The following is a 15,762-nucleotide window of genomic DNA, read 5'->3' on the forward strand; positions in this document are numbered from 1 at the left end:
CTATCTGCCACTGGCGATGAGACTTCCCCATCAAAGAGCAGCCTGGCTGGGCCGCCATATCTTCCCACATGAGCCCGCTCTGCGGCAGTGGCTGGCGCGCCGCCCATCGGGTTGGGGCATGGACGTCGATGACATCATCCAGGAAAGCTATGCCATATTGGCGAGCCTCAAATCGGTCGATCATATCCAGACGCCACGAAATTATTTCTTCGAGGTCGCCAAATCGGTCGTACTCCAATCGCTAAGGCGCTCTCGTGTCGTCATGATCGACGCACCCGCCCAGGCGGAGATATTGGAAATTCCCGAACCGGCACCAGACGCAGAGCGGGTCATGTCGGACCGCCAGGAGTTGGAACAGGTCGCGGCCTTTATCGACCGGCTGCCCGATCGTTGCCGTGAGGTCTTCGTGCTGCGCAAATTGCGCGGCCTGTCGCAAAAGGAGGTCGCGCGGCAACTCGATATTGCCGAAAGCACGGTGGAAAAACATATGGTCAAGGCATTCGCCAGCCTGACGCATGCATTCGGACGTGGCGGAAATCGACGCGATCCGGCATCTAGAGACCGTGACCGAGTTTTTGAGACAGAGCGGCGGGATGCCCAACGCTGAACCCAGCATGCGCGAAACCTGCGCCGCGCAATGGGCCATACGCATTCAATCCGGCGAAATGTCCGCCCAGGAAGAGGCAGAACTGGATGCATGGACTGGCCAGGATAGCCGCAATATGGGCGCCTTTACCCGCGCCATGGCCGCCAGCGCCTATTTCGACCGCGCAGCATCGCTGGGCGTCCCCTACCCCCTAGTGCATCCGCAGATGGGCGATGCAGCCGATGTTGACGATCGGGCCGAGCATCCGCCGGAGATTCAAGACCACACACCTGGCGTTTCACGTAGAATGTGGATTGGCGGTGGACTGGGTGCGATCGCCGCAACAGCGGTGGCTGTCGTTGGGTTGAAAAATCTGTTCAGCGGGGAAAGCATCGCTGCATCGATGGGCAATGTTCAGCGCGCGGCGTTGCGCGACGGATCGGCGGTCACGCTCAATAGCCAGGCAGAGATCAAGGTGGCGTTGCAGGATGATGTCCGCCGCGTCGCACTCGTGGCGGGCGAAGCCAATTTCGATGTCGCCAAGGATATGGAACGCCCCTTCATCGTCGACGCCGGACCGTTACGCATTCGCGTCGTTGGCACAAGCTTCATCGTGCGGTTGTCCGATCCCGACACTGTGTCGGTGACGGTCCGTGAAGGTATAGTCGAGGTGCGACATGGCGATGGCGCGCCGACGCGACTGGTGGCTGGCGATCAGTTGGCCTTTGCCGGCCGGAAAGTCATGCAGGAAAAACTGTCTATGGCCGATGTCGACCGGATCGGACTGTGGCAGCGCGGCGAGATGGACCTGACCGGCATGACGCTGGGTGACGCGGCTCGCGAGTTCGCCCGTTATTCGGACATGCGCATCGCCATCGCCGATCCCGCCGTCGCCCGGCTCAAGGTCGCGGGGGTTTATTCGACCAGCGATCCGATCGGCTTTGCGCGGGCGGCCGCTCTGGCACAGGGGCTTGCACTGTCGGTTTCAACCGACGCGATAACCCTGTCGCGGTGAGAGGACCACCGACGCACAAAAAATTTCGCGTCCGGGTGGAGGATCGGCTCCCAGGCAGCATCTAGTCCGCGAACCCGGTCTTGAAGGCCGAATAGCGGGGACATTTTTTTCATGAATTCCAGATTTTATTCTGGCTGCAGCATCTTTGCTGCGGCGGTTGCAGTCGCATGTCCGGCCCACGCGCAGGATCGCGCGTTCGACATTCCCGCACAGCAGATGCAGACCGCGATCGCCGCCCTTGGCAAGCAAGCACGGTTGCAGATCGTCGCGCCCGGCGAAGGGCTGGAAACAATCCGCAGTCGGCCGGTCAAGGGCATGATGAGCGCGCGTGTCGCCCTGCGGCAACTGACTGCCGGCAGCGGCCTGGAGATCGCCGCAGATGACGGCGCCCGCATCGTCCTGCGGCGCGCGGCGGTGCCCCAGCCGGGAAAGCCCATCGCGCAACAGGCAGCCGACGATGACAAAATCGTCGTCACCGGTTTTCGCGCCAGCATGAACATCGCACGGGAGATAAAGCGCAAGTCCGACGCCATCGTTGATAGCGTAGCAGCCGAAGATATCGGCCAGTTGCCGGACAATAGCGCGACCGAGGCACTGGCCCGCCTGCCCGGCGTCCAGATCTTCCGCAATCGCGGTGAGGGCCAGTCGATCACCATTCGCGGCATTGCTCAGGTTGTGACGATGATCAACGGGCAGGAAGCCTATACCGGCTCCTCGCGCCGCACACTGCTCAATAGCTATCCCGCCGGACTTATCCGGTCGATGGAAGTCTATAAGGCGCTGACGCCCGACCTCATCGAAGGCGGAATCGGCGGCGCGGTGGACGTACAGTTGCGCCAGCCGCTTGACTTCAAGAAGGGCCTGAGCGCGGCCGCTACGCTGCGCGGCAGCTATGACGATCAGGCGAAGAAGGCGTTCGGCAATGCCGACCTGCTGGTCGCGGGTAATTGGGACACGGGCGCTGGAGAGATCGGTGTCATGCTCAACGCCTCCTATCTCAAGCGCGATTATTATGAGTCCTATCGCGAAAGCCTCCAGCCCCAGACCAATGCCGCGGGCCAGGCCTTTCCGACCGGCATCCTGCTCAAAAATCCCAAGGGCAGCTATGAGCGCCCGGTCGTTACCGCAGAGCTGCAATGGCGTCCGGCCTATAATTTCGGACTCTATCTGCGCGCCACCCACGTCACCGACGACAATGAATATACGGATACCGACCTTCAGACCAACATGGCGCTGACGACGCCGTTGACCAATGTCGAACTGGTTCCTGGCACCAACATCGTGAAGAGTGCGACGTTCACCGCGACGGCAGATTCCGGGCCGCGCTCCAACCACACCCGGCAATTGCTCGACACGACCCAGCTTGAATTCGGCGCCGACTTTAGTTCCGGCATCGCCACGCTGACGACCAGCGCTGTCTATACGACATCGAAAATCGAAACCGATCAGCAGCTCATGCTGCTTTCATTCAACAAAGCGCCGGTCATCGACGCCGTGTTTCAGAGCGACAGCAAATATGGCGGCTTGTCCTATAGCTATCGCAACGTCGATCTGTCCGACATCGACCAGTTCCATGTACGTGCCTATTCCGACACCCGTACCCGGCAGAAGGGCAAGGGCCTGCAATGGCGCACCGACCTCAATCTGGACACGGGGACAGGCTTCTTCCGGTCGATCAAGACGGGGTTTCGCTACGCCCGGCGCACCGCCGACTATCAGACCGGGACGGGCCTTGCGAACCTCAATCCTCTTGGTCTGTCCATGTCCGAGGTGCCGGGTGGTGCCACGCCCGTCAAGCTGACGCGCGGCGTGTCGGCGGACGACGCGACATTGCCGAGCGGCTGGGTTGGTTACGATGCCAATTGGCTTGCCAGCATGAGCAATGTCAAAAGCGTGAACGCCTATGTCGACTCCCTTCTGACCACCAAGCTGTTCACAGATGGCGGCCGTCCCGCCTTCGCGCCCCAATCCGCCTTCAGTGGAAAGGAAACCAGCTATGCCGCCTATGGTCAGATCAAATATGGTTTCGATCTGGCCGGTGTCGCAATCGACGGCGTAGCGGGCGCGCGTCTGGTCAATACGGTGCTCGCCATCGACGGCACCCAATATGCCGTGTCCCGCTCGCCCACTTCGGGCGGCAATGTGACGAGCTATACGCCTGTTCACGCGCGACAAAACTATCTGGACCTGGACCCCAGTTTCAGCGCGGTGGCGCATTTCACACCGCAGCTTCAGTTGCGCCTGGCCTGGACGAAGACGTTCAGCCGCCCCGATTTCTCGCAGCTCAACCCCAGCCAGACCTTCGCGCAGGTGCTGGCCGGATCGGGCGCTTACACAGGCCGCGTAACGACCGGCAATCCAGACCTGTTGCCGATCCGGTCGACCAACTGGGACGCATCGCTTGAATATTATTATGGCCGTGCCGGCGCCGCCAGCATCGCCCTGTTCCAGCGCGACGTCAAAAACTACATCGTCAACGCGATCGAACAGGACAGCAGCATCCCCGGCGCATTGGGCATCGTTGATGTGACCCGACCGGTCAACGCCGGCGATGGCACGATCAAGGGCATCGAAGCAAGCGTAAGCACCTTCTTCGACTTCGCGCCCGGCATGCTGCGCAATTTCGGCGTATCGGCAAACTATACCTATACGGACTCCAAGCAGGCATTGCCTGCCACGAACGCGACGGCAGCCTTTACGGGGCAGACAGCAGGCATCTCCAAGCACGCCTATAATCTCGCGCTCTTCTATGACGACGGCCGGTTTCGCGCGAAGATCGCCTATAGCTGGCGCGGGCAGTTCACGCTGGCCTATAATCTCACCGATCCGACCAAGAATCTGAACTGGTATCCGATCGAGCGTCTGGCTGCGTCGGCCACCTATAATTTCAATCGCAACCTGTCTTTGACGATCGACGGCACCAACCTCACCAACCGGCCGCAGCGGGCCTATTGGGGGTCGGAAGATTTCCACGACCGCGTCTATTTCGAAGGACGCACCTATTCCGCCGCACTGCGCTACAAATTCTGATTGGAGGCGGTCGACATGAAACGCATCAGCCTTGCACCCATGTTTGCCGCACTGGCGGCGAACGCTGCTGCGGCCCCTCCGGACAATCAGCGCTGGGGTGGGGCATGGGGCTATGCCACCTCGCCTGCGACGAAGGCCGTGCGCGATACGCTACCTGCCGGCACTTATCGCTATCGCCTGCGATCCAGCCAGTCGGGCTCCGCTCTCCGCTTCATATTCACCAATCCGGCTGGCGCGCTGCCATTGGAGATCGGCCGGGTGACGGTAGCCAAGGCTGCGGGAAAGGAAGGCTTCGGCCTCGACACCGCAAGCGAGCGTCCGCTGGCATTTCCCACCGGCTCGCCCATGGGGATCGTAGCCGGAGCGGATCTTTTCAGCCTGCCAGTCGATCTTGCCGTCAAGGCCGGCGACGACCTCATCCTGACGATCGAAACCCGTTCGCCCAGCACCATTGTCGGTGGCAATGCCGGTTTCCCTGTTGCCTTCAGCGAGACGGGCATGACTGCCGACGGGGCGGGTCTGGAAACGCGCAAGCTGCGTCCGTTCGTCACCCAATTTTCTGTGCATAATCCCTCCGCCGACTGCACCATCGTCACCATGGGTGATTCCATCACGGAAGGCGCGCGAGGTACGCGCACCGGCTGGCGCGGCTGGCCCGGTGTTCTGGCACGGCGCCTGATCGAACAAAAAGGCGCGCATTGCGGCGTGGTCAACATGGGTATCAGCGGCAACCGCCTGCTGCGAGAGGGACGCGGTACAGCGGCAGTGGATCGGTTCGATCGGGACATTGTTTCGGTGCCCGGCGTTACGCACCTGATCCTGCTGGAGGGCATAAACGACATATGGCGCGCGGGGCAGCCCGGCGAAGCCCCTGTAGCCGCCGCTGACCTGATCGCGGGCTATCAGCGGATCATCGCGCTGGCCCACGCACGCGGCATCCGGGTAATCGGTGGCACGATCACGCCTGGCTGGGGTTCCAAATATCTCTCACGCGACATGGAGGAAGTGCGGCAGCACACCAATCAGTGGATACGCAAGAGCGGGCGGTTCGACGCCGTCGTCGATTTCGATGCGGCGCTGCGCGACAACGGGACGCCGCCCGCCATCAAACGCCCGTTCGATTCCGGCGACAAGTTGCACCCAGGCGACGCAGGTTATGAGGCGATGGGTCGCGCGGTCCCTCTGTCGCTATTGCGTCCGCTCGTCCGCCCTGCCTACACCGAATAGGAAAAAGCCATGCGCCTTTCGCCACTCCCGCCGCTGATGGCTGTCCTGCTTGCGCTGTCCCCTACTGCCGCGCTGGCGTGGGGCCATCAGGCACATGTCGTCATCGATCGCGCTGCCATCGAGGCTCTGCCGGCTGACGGTCCGATTTTCCTGCATGACTATCTGGACTACATCACCCGCTCGGCCACGTTGCCCGACAAATGGCGAAACGCCACGGAGCCGTTCGCGAAGGTCGAGGAAGATCCCAATCATGGATGGTTCCGCGAACAGTTCGCGTTTCTCAAGCCCGTCCCGCGGTCCCGCTATGCTTTCGTCTTGGCGCTTTATCGCGAACATTTGCGGCTGAAGGACAGTGCACCCGCGACAGCCGCGCGCATGAACGTGCGCTGGACCGGCACCCTGCCCTACGCAGCGATGGAGCAATATGGACAGATGGTCGCGGAAATGCGCTTGCTGCGGGCAGCGCGCGCCAAGGAAGACAAAGCGCAGGCGCGCGTGCTGGAGCAGAATATTGCCCATAGTGTCGTGCGTCTCGGCCATTATGTCGGCGACGGTGCGCAGCCGCTGCACGACTCCGTCAACAGCGACGGTTGGCGCGGCGACAATCCCAAAGGTTACAGCAGAGACGGCAAGATCCACGGACAGTTCGAGTCCGCCTATGTCGCTGCCATCGCCCTGAAAGTGGACGATATCCGACCGTTAATGGGCGCGACCGATCCGCTCAGGGGCGATCTTTTTGATCAAATGCTCGCCTTTCTCGACCATGCGGGCGACCGGATGGAACAGGTCTATGCCCTGGAACAACGCGGCGCGCTGAACGATCCCAAAAATGCCGAGGCCCGCAGCCTCGTCTATCACAGCTGTGCCGCCGGCGCCGCCATGCTGCGCGACATGATCGTTCGTGCCTGGAAAGAGGCGGCCACTGCCCCACAGGTCAGGAACCCCCTGAATCCTTCCGATCCGGCTTTCGATCCGGCAACCGGCTCCGCGCCGCCGCCTGAAGGCAATTTCACATCACCCGGTCCTTTGTCGCACGAATGAAAGAATAGACTTTTAGGACGCGCGCGTCCCGCAAATCCGCATGCGGTCACGAACATACGGGAAGTTGAGGTGATCGGTACACGGGAAGATGGCCGCATGCTGGCTTATGCCTCCGGCAATTTCGGCAAGGCGCTGGTTTTCAGCGGCGCGGAACTGACGATCCTGTTTTTGCTGACTGATGTGTTCGGCCTGAGCGGCACAACCGCCGGATGGTTGATGCTGGCAGCCTTGTGCGGCGATCTGATCTTCGATCTGATCGCTGCGCGGCTGGTCATCCGGCTACGGCGCGCCGGCAAGGGCTATCGCTGGATGGTTGCGGTCGCGGCGACGCCCTGCGCGCTGGCCTTCGCCTTTCTCTATGCCATGCCGATGCTGGGCGCGCGGCAACTATGGATGCTCGCGGCAGCGCTGCTGCTGTTCCGTGGTGCCTACGCGATCATCGACGTGCCGCATAATGCGATGATGGCGCAGTTGACCAGCGACAGCCGCGCCCGCGGGCGCGTGTCGGGTTATCGCCTGTTCTTCAGCACCACCAGTGCGCTGGTCGTCGCGACGGTCCTGACACCAGTGGTGCAACGTGCCGGCAGCAACCATGTTTTCGACCGGATGGCGCTGGCCGGTGCGGTGGCCGGCGGCCTGTTTGCCCTGACCATGATCCTGTGCGCCTGGACTTCCGGCAGCGGCCGGCTTCGTCCTGTGCAGCGCGAAGCTGAATTGGACGGCATCGGTGTACCGCTGCGCGACCCGATGGTGATGGGCATGGGCCTGCTGGCCCTGTTGACCGGCTTTGCCGCGCCGACCTTCGGACGGACGCTGCTCTATATGGGCAGCTATGTCGTCCACCGCCCCGATCTGGTCCCCACGCTGTTGCTGGCGCTGGCGACAGGGCAGTTCGCCGGCGTCCTGTGCTGGACTGCCCTTACCCACCGGTTCAGCAAGAGCGCGCTGCTCGCCATGGGACATGGCATAAGCATTTTGGGCCTGATTGCATTTGGCCTGTGCCTGTCCTGGCCGACGACGCTCCTGGGGTGCGCGGCCCTGATTGGATTTGGCCTCGCCAGCGTCTTCATGCTGCCTTGGGGCCTGCTTGCCGACGCCGTAGATGTCGTGGAATGGCGGCACGCAAGACGGTTCGAAACAGGCTTGTTCGCCTTTTACCTCGTCATGGTGAAGGCGAGCGGCGCGGCCTCGATCAGCCTGATCGGCTGGACGCTGGGCTGGCTGGGCTATGTCCCCGGCCAGTCGCAAACGATGGCGGTCCAGGCCGCCATCATCAGCCTTGGCCTAGGCATCCCGCTGGCCGGCGGCCTCGCCGCCATTCTGCTGATGCGTCGCTTCACATTGGGCCATGCCCGACATGGCCGCCTGCTTGCTGCGCTGGATCGGCGCCGTCAGTCGGGTGCCGATCCGGTCTCCGGATTGAAACGCGGATTGCGGAAATACAGCGGCGCGGGTGTGACCTTGACAGGCGGCTGGGCACTTTCGGCCCAGGCGCGACAGAGCATGTCCCGCAGCATGGAGGCCCCGGCGGCCGTCCGCTCATAGACCATGGCGCGCACATCCCTGTCGGAAAAATCGGCAAAGCCCGCTCGCTTCTCCAACATATAGACCCGTTCCACCTTGTCGCCAGCCTCGTCCAGATAGGCAAGGACGGCATCGAACATGTCGCCGCTGCGATGGCCCGGCGCCCTGATGCGCGGCGCAATGTCCGCCACGGTCAGCTTCATGCCATCGACGAACTGGCTCTCGAACCGACCATGCACGCTGCGATCGGTGGTAAAGCCACCAGAATTGTCACCCCGCCACCCGTCTGAATGGACCGAGTCATGCATGGGTTGCGCACCGTCGCCTATATAGTGGCCGAGGCGGATCGTGTCGAAAGCGCAATGCTGTTCCGGCACCGACGCATCCTGGCCCGCTGCCTGCGCCTTGCGGACTTGTCGCATGCAGACGACCAGCCGGTCATAGGCTTCGATCGCCGCATAGGGCAAGGTGCCCGTCCAGCGCACATTGGTGCGCGCGGCAGTCGCCGGGTCGTTGTCCTTGATCGTTTCATAGCGTTTGTAGAGCGCGATCACGAATTCATAACGTGAGCGCGGGATTGGCTTCAGAAACGAGAATTGCTCCCTGAACCAGCCATGATTGGGGTCTTCCTCTATCTTGGAGAAATTTTCAGAATCCCCGCGCCAGCTGTCGGGCAGCGAAGCAGAGGCAGCAATATAGTCAGTATAGCTCTTCAGGAAGACGGGGCCGTCCTGCGGGATGGAGTCCAGAGCGGCGCGGTCGATCACCGCATGCGCGGTGCCGCCCCAGGCCATTGCGGTGTTGGGGCTAAATGCCAGCGCGCCGAGCGCCAGGGCCAAAGTGAAATTACGCATTGTCATGCCTCCCTTCAGGGATCGAGCGGATCGCGCGGATCGACCCGTGCGGACAGGCGCGACGGGCGGAACAGCAATTCTGTTGGGGTCAGGCGCGCACCGATGGTGCCGGGCTGATAGCCCAGTTCCTTGTCGTTGCGTTGCCCGAACAGCGGATTTTCGATCATCGCACTCTGCCCCGGATTGCAGACGATCAGCGCGTCCTTGTCCAGCGGCGCGGCCATCGCCATCAGCAAGCGGCTGGCGTTGCGCAAATTGGTGGTGGTGTGCCGGGCATAGGGTTCGATGATGATCGCATCGGCCGGCACGCCATAGCGATCAATCAGCGCCTGACGCATCTGCTCCGCCTCGGCAAAGCGGGTCGCGCGCGGATGGGCACGGCCACCGGTCAGGATGATGAAGGGCGCGTCGCCATCAGCGAACCGATTGGCGGCAAGGCGCAGATGATATTTGCCAAACGGACTCATCTGCATGCCATCGACTTCCGGCCCAACCCCGGTGACGATCAGGGCGCTGTAGCGATAGCGTTTCCAGTCGACACCCTTTGCACGTGCCATGGCGGGCGCGTTGAGGCCGCCGGTCAGCGGCTCGAAACCGATCGCGTCCGTGCGATCGCTGACGTCGAGCAGAGCCAGCACATATTCGATGCTGGAATCCAGCGCCTGGGCGGAGCCTTTACGCGGTGTCTGCGCGATCCAGGCAGCGGCGCGCAGACGGGCCTGTCGCTCGCGCACGTCGATCGTGCCGGCACCGTCAATATCCGGGTAGGCCGGCACCTGTCCCAGCGCGTAGCTGCGCAAGGTGGCGTTAATGCCTTCGACTTCACGCCGGATCTGCGCACCGGCGCCGTCGTCCGCCACCGGGACGCCGCGCAGCGATAGCGCAGCTTGGGCCATCAATTCGATCTCGGTCGGGGTCCAGACATTGGCCTGCGCGACGCAATCGACATCGCCCGCGCAGGCCGTGCGTCGATCTTCGCGCCTATGGAGCAGCGTATCCATATCTGGCCGGGCGCGGAAGGCCGCAAGTGCGACGGGATCCTGCCCAAGGGCATCGAGCAGGGGAAAAAGACGCTGCGAGAGCGCCCCCGCCGCGGCGTCGCGCGCCGCCCCGGCAAGAGCCGGGACGGGCGTGATCGCCACCGCCGCCGTCGTCATAAACGAGGCCGCCATGCGGCCGAGGCGGCGAGCCATCACCAGGACTTGCTGACGACGAGGCGGAAGTTGCGACCGAAGATCGGCCGGCCATAGATCGCCTCGGCGCTGCCCTGGCCGCTCAGCGAGTCGGTGCGGGTATTGCCTTCGGTCAATCCATGAGCGTTGAACAGATTGTCGCCCACGACCTGCGCCTGCCAACTTCCGTGCCGAACCGTGATGCCGGCACCGATCGTGCCGTAGGCCGGCAACGCGGTGTTGTTGTAGAGGTCGACATAACGCTTGCCCATATAGGTGTAGCGACCATAGACCGACACATCGGTGTCGCCCGTCTGAAAATCGAAGCTGGGTCGGATATTGCCGTAGATCTTGGGCTGGCGGACAATCTGGTTGCCTTCGGCCTGTTCCGGATCGGCACCGGTCGAGCTTTCGAAATTCTTGTATTTGGGATCGCTGATGGTGAGCGCGCCATTGAGCGAGAACCAGTTGCTCAACGCCAGCTTGCCGTCGAATTCCACGCCCTTGACCTGTGCCTCGCCGATGAAGGGGATGTTGACGTCGTTGCGGCCCGTGGTCGGATCATAGGCCAGGAAGCTGGCGTTCAACGGGTCGAAATTCGTGTAGAAGCCCGTGACATAGAGATAGGAGCGGCCAGAGGCGAGCTTCAGCCCGGCTTCGAACTGGTCGGCCTTTGTCGTGATGATGGTCGGATTGATGCTCATCACGGTCTGGATGTTGGGCGGCGTTTCCAGGTGCGAGGCGCGGCCATAGATGCCAACATGGCTGGAAAAGTCGTAATTGGCGCCGACCGTCCAGTTGGTGACATTGGGCTTGAGTTTCTGATTGAGGATCACGCCGGTAAAGGCGCGGGTGCTGTCATCCGCCAGGGTGGTCGTGTCGCCCAGATTGGCCGCACCGGTCAGCGCCGCCCAGCCCTTGTAGCTGTAGCGTTCATGGCGGATGCCGGCATCGATGCGCAAACCCGGCACGATTTCCCAGGTGTCGTTGGCGAAGACGGCGACCATCTTGGCGTCGCTATCGCCCTGGTTGAGGGTCGCGGCATAGTTGAGCACGCCGTTGTCCGTGACGCGGCCGATTTCCGCGCCGGCGGCATTATAGGCGACCAGGTCCAGCGTGCGCGGCTTGCCCGCCACCTCGATCAGGTAGTTCTGATACAAGGTGCGGCTGTCCTCGCCATAGAAGCTTCCATAGAGGCCCAGTTTGAGGTCGTGGCTGCCGAAACCGGTCTCGAACTTCTTGGCGACGGACAGGTTGGCCTGAGCCGAATAGAATTTCGAGTGGATGTCGCGATACTGACCCTGCATCACCAGACCGGACGCCGAATAGGGATCATAGACGGTATTGGTTCCCGCCAGCGTGTAGCCGAAATGATCGACCGCGCCGAAAGCCGCGGTGGCGCGGGCCAGATAGCCGGCGGCAAAGGCATTGCCGTCGGCCGGGTTGGTGGTCGAGTAGAAGGCACTGAAATCGAGCTTGCCCTGGGTATAGCCGGCCTTGGCCGAGACAAGCCAGCCGTCGAAATCGCCATCATATTGAGCACCGAAATTGATCATCTGCATATGGCGGCCATCCGACAGGTCGCCGGTGCGGCTCTGGATCTGGCCAGTGCCGTCGCGATATTGGAGGTTCACGTTGCGCAGCGACGGCGAGTTCATGGTGCCATCGAAATAGTCGATATATTTGTCGAGCGAGAGGCTGGGATCGCGCGGGTCGGCTATCGGGATCGGCAGGTAGAAGACGTTGTGGTCGTTCACATAGTTGAGGTTCAGCTTGATCGAGCCATTGTCGAAATCATGCTTGATATTGGCGCGGAGCTGCCCGCCCTTGTCATTGGCGAAGCCATTGTCGCGATAGCCGTCATGATAGCGGATGAAGCCGCCGATAGCATAATAGGTGTCGTTGCCCAGCGGGCCAGCCTGATAGGCGTCGAGGCGATAAAGGCCGGTGTCGCCCAGCGTGACCTGCGCCTTGCCGCGCGGCGTGTCGCTGCCGGTGACGGTGATCGCGTTGATGATCGCGCCTGAATAGCTGGCATAGACCGGCGCCGGGCCGCCGCGCACGACCTCCACATGGTCGGTCATCAGATCCTGCTTCAGGATCGCGTCGCCGCGGAAGAAGACGCCGTCATTCTCATGGAACAGCGGCAGGCCGTCCTGCTGGAAGCTGACGAAACCGCCGTCGTTCGGCAGGCCGCGAATGCGATAGATATTCTGCACTTCGCCGCCTGTGATTTCGGTCTGGAAGCCGGGCAACTGGCCGATCAGGTCGGCGAAATTGACAGGCGCGATCTTCTCCACATCCTCGGCCGAGATGGTGTTGATCGCATAGGACACATCGAAGCGGCGCTGGGCACGGGTGGACCCGGTAACGATGATGTCGTCGGGGCCATTGCCGGTATCGGCAGCCGCTTGCTCCGCCGGTGCGGTGTCGGCGGTCTGGGCTAGGGCTGGCGACCCGATGGTGCAAAGCGCGGCAAGCGCCGTGCCGCAGGCCAGTAAAGTCTTGAACATGATGCGTCCCCTCTGAATTGGTCGGGGCGCCTCTGGGCGTACGATGTGACATTTTTAATTATTGTTGTGAAAATAAATAAATCGCCATAACCGGTCCTCGCATTTTACGGGACAGCCGGATCGACATGCAGTTTCCCACCCTGGACAAGGACCAGCAGCGCATTATCCAGATGTTGCGCAAGTCCGGCCCGTTGTCGCGGTCCGCACTCGCATCCGCATTGGGAATCAGCGGTACAGCGCTCACCCGCCTGTCGCGCGACCTGATCGCCCTTAATCTGGTGGAGGAGGTGCCTGATGCGGAGGCACGGGGCCGTGGGCGCCCGGCCATACCGCTGCGCCTTGCGGGCCATGGCGGTTATGCGGTCGGCGCAACTGCGCACAAGGGCTTCATCGACATCGCCCTGGTCGATTTCACCGGCACGACCATCGCCGTCCACCATGAAGCCGTCGAACCCATCGATCCCCAGGGCTTTGCGCGCAAGGTGCGGCGCATGACGCATGAACTGGTGGACCGGCACGGCCTGCTGGGACGTCGCATGTTGGGTCTGGGCGTTGCGGTGCCAGGACCATCATTATCGCCGACCGGCGATCGTTGGAGCGTCGTTGACGTCTTACCCAATTGGCGCGACGCACCGCTGCGCGATATTTTATCCGCCGAAATGGGCTGGCCGCTCTGGATCGAAAATGATGCCAATGCTGCGGCGATCGCCGAATATTATCTGGGAGGCCTGCTGCGGGATTTCGGCACTATCGTTGTGCTGCTCTTGGGCTTTGGCATCGGCGCAGGCGTCATTGTCGATGGCCGGCTCGTGCGCGGTCAATATGGAGTGGCAGGCGAGATCGGCTGCCTGTTCCCTGGGCATCTGCCACGCCCCAGCCCCCTGGATCTGCTGGCGATGCTGCGTAGCGCCGGGTGCGACCTGTCATCGGTTACCGACATCGACTTCAGCGCCCCGGACCAAATCGGCACGATCGAAAGCTGGCTGGACCGCGCCTCCTCGCAACTGGAAGCGATCTGCAACACGGCGTTTGCATGGCTTGATCCGGGGGCAATTGTCCTGGCCGGCACCTTGCCACCCGACATTCTCCAAGCGCTGGCCAGCCGCCTGCATGATTCCGAACTGGTAACGACCGTCCATCAGCGGCGGCCGCCCATACAGATATCGCGCCTGCATGGTTCGCCGATCACTTTTGGTGCTGCGCTGTTGCCCATTCATGCTTTATCCGCAGATGTGTGAGCAGGGGAAGGCTTGATCGCGGACCGCCAGGCGCTGTCGGACCTGGCAAGATACAAGGCCTTTGGCTTCTGCGGCGTGCCGTCCTTCTGGACCGCTGGCGAACTGCCCCGATGATGAACCTGGGGCCAACGCGCAGAATGTAGCGAGCGCGCTGATGGCGTTTCTACGGCGAAAGGCACAATAAGCCCCTTTGTTGAAACAAGCAAAGGACGTCCCCAGCCAGAGGATCGACAATCGGATTTCGCTGTTCAGGAGCGAACCGTCGGCCAAACCTGACAACGGCACGCTAAAAATGGGCATTGCCGTTGAGAAGCGCACTGCCGCTGATAGTGTTCGCCCCCCCGTTCGCTCAAAGCCCCAACTTTGTAGATGGGTTTTGTAGCAAGTGCCCCACCATGGTTACGGCGCATCCGAGAATCGGGGTTTTGCGGTCATTTGGGAGAAAACTGGCTGGGGCGGCAGGATTCGAACCTGCGCATGGCGGCATCAAAAGCCGCTGCCTTACCGCTTGGCGACGCCCCAGCAGGCCGATCATCTCGGCGCGGATCGCCATATAACGTGTCATCGGCGAAAGGAAAGCCCTAGTCATGATAGTTTGATGACGCCAATATGGACGTCGCTCTTTTCCCGGATCACAGCCCTTCATGTCGGTTTCCAGTTCCCCCGCGTCCCCCGCCCCCATTTCTCCGGCATCGCCGCTCTTCCTGCGCGAGGACGAGATACGGCGGGGAATCGAAATGCTCTATTTCGGCTATTCCGCGCTGACCCGGTCGATCGACGAGGGGCTGGCGGCGCAGGGGCTGGGCCGGGCGCATCACCGGGCGCTCTATTTTATTTCCCGCCAGCCGGACCTGACGGTCAAGGATCTGCTGCGCCTGTTGGCCATCACCAAACAATCGCTAGGGCGCGTGCTGAACGATCTGGTCGAGCGCGGCTATATCGAGACTCGCACCGGCGCCAGCGATCGCAGGCAGAAACTGTTGCGGCTCAGCCCGGCAGGCAAGGCGCTGGAAGCAGAGCTTTTCCGCGCCCTGCGCGAGAAGATGGCGACCGCCTATGCGCAGGCTGGCCAAGGATCGGTCACCGGTTTCTGGCGCGTGCTGGAGGGCCTGATTCCCGAGGGCGATCGGTCGATGGTCTTCGGCCTGCGCGGCGGATAAACGACACGGCTGCGAAACCTTCTGCCGCCTCCTGCGCTTAGAGAGGCTATATTCAATGGCAAGAGGAGCCACCATGCGCACATCCCTACTCGCCGCGGTCGCGGTGCTGACCGTCTCCGGCCTGTCCGCCTGCTCGGAAAAGGCGCAGACCAATCTGGAAAATGCCGGGTCGGCGATCGGCAATGACGTGAGCAACGCGGTCGATGATGCAGGCGCCAAGATCGATAACGGGCTGGATCATGCAGGCCACGCCATCGACAATGGGGCCGAGCGGATCGGCGCGGCGAGCGACAATGCCGCCGCCGATGCCAAGCGCGAGGCTGCCGAGGCAAAGCATGATGTCGGCACGTCGCTGGAAAAGGCCGGGAACGACCTGAAGAAGGAATAAGGCTGCCTTTTTCC

Annotated in this window: 11 protein-coding genes, 1 tRNA gene and 1 pseudogene; 9 read left to right on the plus strand and 4 right to left on the minus strand. The window is 62.2% G+C overall.

Annotated features, from left to right (window positions below):
* The first annotated feature begins 16 nt into the window (after window positions 1-16).
* From AC07UX_RS07565 to AC07UX_RS07590, 6 genes and pseudogenes are all read left to right on the plus strand, one after another.
* On the plus strand, window positions 17-607 hold the full coding sequence (locus tag AC07UX_RS07565) for an RNA polymerase sigma factor (RefSeq protein ID WP_495191309.1): 591 nt from the start codon (window positions 17-19) through the stop codon (window positions 605-607).
* Complete coding sequence (locus AC07UX_RS07570; protein ID WP_495191310.1) at window positions 594-1,601, plus strand: FecR family protein; 1,008 nt, start codon at window positions 594-596, stop codon at window positions 1,599-1,601. Before AC07UX_RS07565 ends, AC07UX_RS07570 begins: the two co-directional genes overlap by 14 nt.
* Window positions 1,602-1,712: 111 nt before the next feature.
* Window positions 1,713-4,631 (plus strand): TonB-dependent receptor, encoded by a 2,919-nt coding sequence (locus tag AC07UX_RS07575; RefSeq protein ID WP_495191311.1) that lies wholly within the window; start codon window positions 1,713-1,715, stop codon window positions 4,629-4,631.
* A 15-nt stretch (window positions 4,632-4,646) separates the two neighbouring features.
* Window positions 4,647-5,858: an SGNH/GDSL hydrolase family protein gene (locus AC07UX_RS07580; RefSeq protein ID WP_495191312.1), complete on the plus strand. Its 1,212-nt coding sequence runs from the start codon at window positions 4,647-4,649 to the stop codon at window positions 5,856-5,858.
* Between the two features lie 9 nt (window positions 5,859-5,867).
* Window positions 5,868-6,899, plus strand: a complete 1,032-nt coding sequence (locus tag AC07UX_RS07585) for a phospholipase C/P1 nuclease family protein (protein ID WP_495191313.1) — start codon at window positions 5,868-5,870, stop codon at window positions 6,897-6,899.
* Window positions 6,900-6,995: 96 nt separating this feature from the next.
* A pseudogene (locus tag AC07UX_RS07590) lies at window positions 6,996-8,231 on the plus strand (MFS transporter); the annotation flags it as partial.
* A 59-nt stretch (window positions 8,232-8,290) separates the two neighbouring features.
* Here the strand turns inward: AC07UX_RS07590 and AC07UX_RS07595 are convergent.
* From AC07UX_RS07595 to AC07UX_RS07605, 3 genes are read right to left on the minus strand one after another with little or no spacing between them, the layout of a single operon-like run.
* Window positions 8,291-9,277: a phospholipase C/P1 nuclease family protein gene (locus AC07UX_RS07595; protein ID WP_495191314.1), complete on the minus strand. Its 987-nt coding sequence runs from the start codon at window positions 9,275-9,277 to the stop codon at window positions 8,291-8,293.
* 14 nt (window positions 9,278-9,291) lie between these two features.
* Entirely contained in the window at window positions 9,292-10,470 is a 1,179-nt protein-coding gene (locus AC07UX_RS07600; protein ID WP_495191315.1) for a YdcF family protein, read from the minus strand.
* Window positions 10,470-12,962, minus strand: coding sequence for a TonB-dependent receptor (locus AC07UX_RS07605; RefSeq protein ID WP_495191316.1), 2,493 nt, complete (start codon window positions 12,960-12,962; stop codon window positions 10,470-10,472). Before AC07UX_RS07605 ends, AC07UX_RS07600 begins: the two co-directional genes overlap by 1 nt.
* A gap of 125 nt (window positions 12,963-13,087) precedes the next feature.
* Between AC07UX_RS07605 and AC07UX_RS07610 the strand changes: the two genes are divergently transcribed.
* Window positions 13,088-14,200, plus strand: coding sequence for an ROK family protein (locus tag AC07UX_RS07610; protein WP_495191317.1), 1,113 nt, complete (start codon window positions 13,088-13,090; stop codon window positions 14,198-14,200).
* 447 nt (window positions 14,201-14,647) lie between these two features.
* On the opposite strand, the gene AC07UX_RS07615 is transcribed toward AC07UX_RS07610, so the two are convergent.
* Window positions 14,648-14,722: transfer RNA gene (locus AC07UX_RS07615), tRNA-Gln, on the minus strand.
* 122 nt (window positions 14,723-14,844) lie between these two features.
* On the opposite strand from AC07UX_RS07615, the gene AC07UX_RS07620 reads away from it, so the two are divergent.
* Complete coding sequence (locus tag AC07UX_RS07620; protein ID WP_495191318.1) at window positions 14,845-15,360, plus strand: MarR family winged helix-turn-helix transcriptional regulator; 516 nt, start codon at window positions 14,845-14,847, stop codon at window positions 15,358-15,360.
* Between the two features lie 73 nt (window positions 15,361-15,433).
* A complete protein-coding gene (locus AC07UX_RS07625) occupies window positions 15,434-15,748 on the plus strand; it encodes a hypothetical protein (protein WP_495191319.1) in 315 nt (104 codons plus the stop codon).
* Window positions 15,749-15,762: the final 14 nt, after the last annotated feature.

It is taken from the genome of Sphingobium sp. GW821-FHT02B05 (assembly GCF_059421905.1).

What these genes read in the sequence shown, in the direction of transcription:
- AC07UX_RS07605 (WP_495191316.1), bottom strand. Translation starts at nt 12,962, where the DNA reads ATGTTCAAGACTTTACTGGCCTGCGGCACGGCGCTTGCCGCGCTTTGC.
- AC07UX_RS07570 (WP_495191310.1), top strand. Translation starts at nt 594, where the DNA reads ATGCCCAACGCTGAACCCAGCATGCGCGAAACCTGCGCCGCGCAATGG.
- AC07UX_RS07610 (WP_495191317.1), top strand. Translation starts at nt 13,088, where the DNA reads ATGCAGTTTCCCACCCTGGACAAGGACCAGCAGCGCATTATCCAGATG.
- AC07UX_RS07620 (WP_495191318.1), top strand. Translation starts at nt 14,845, where the DNA reads ATGTCGGTTTCCAGTTCCCCCGCGTCCCCCGCCCCCATTTCTCCGGCA.
- AC07UX_RS07580 (WP_495191312.1), top strand. Translation starts at nt 4,647, where the DNA reads ATGAAACGCATCAGCCTTGCACCCATGTTTGCCGCACTGGCGGCGAAC.
- AC07UX_RS07600 (WP_495191315.1), bottom strand. Translation starts at nt 10,470, where the DNA reads ATGGCTCGCCGCCTCGGCCGCATGGCGGCCTCGTTTATGACGACGGCG.
- AC07UX_RS07565 (WP_495191309.1), top strand. Translation starts at nt 17, where the DNA reads ATGAGACTTCCCCATCAAAGAGCAGCCTGGCTGGGCCGCCATATCTTC.
- AC07UX_RS07585 (WP_495191313.1), top strand. Translation starts at nt 5,868, where the DNA reads ATGCGCCTTTCGCCACTCCCGCCGCTGATGGCTGTCCTGCTTGCGCTG.
- AC07UX_RS07595 (WP_495191314.1), bottom strand. Translation starts at nt 9,277, where the DNA reads ATGCGTAATTTCACTTTGGCCCTGGCGCTCGGCGCGCTGGCATTTAGC.
- AC07UX_RS07625 (WP_495191319.1), top strand. Translation starts at nt 15,434, where the DNA reads ATGCGCACATCCCTACTCGCCGCGGTCGCGGTGCTGACCGTCTCCGGC.
- AC07UX_RS07575 (WP_495191311.1), top strand. Translation starts at nt 1,713, where the DNA reads ATGAATTCCAGATTTTATTCTGGCTGCAGCATCTTTGCTGCGGCGGTT.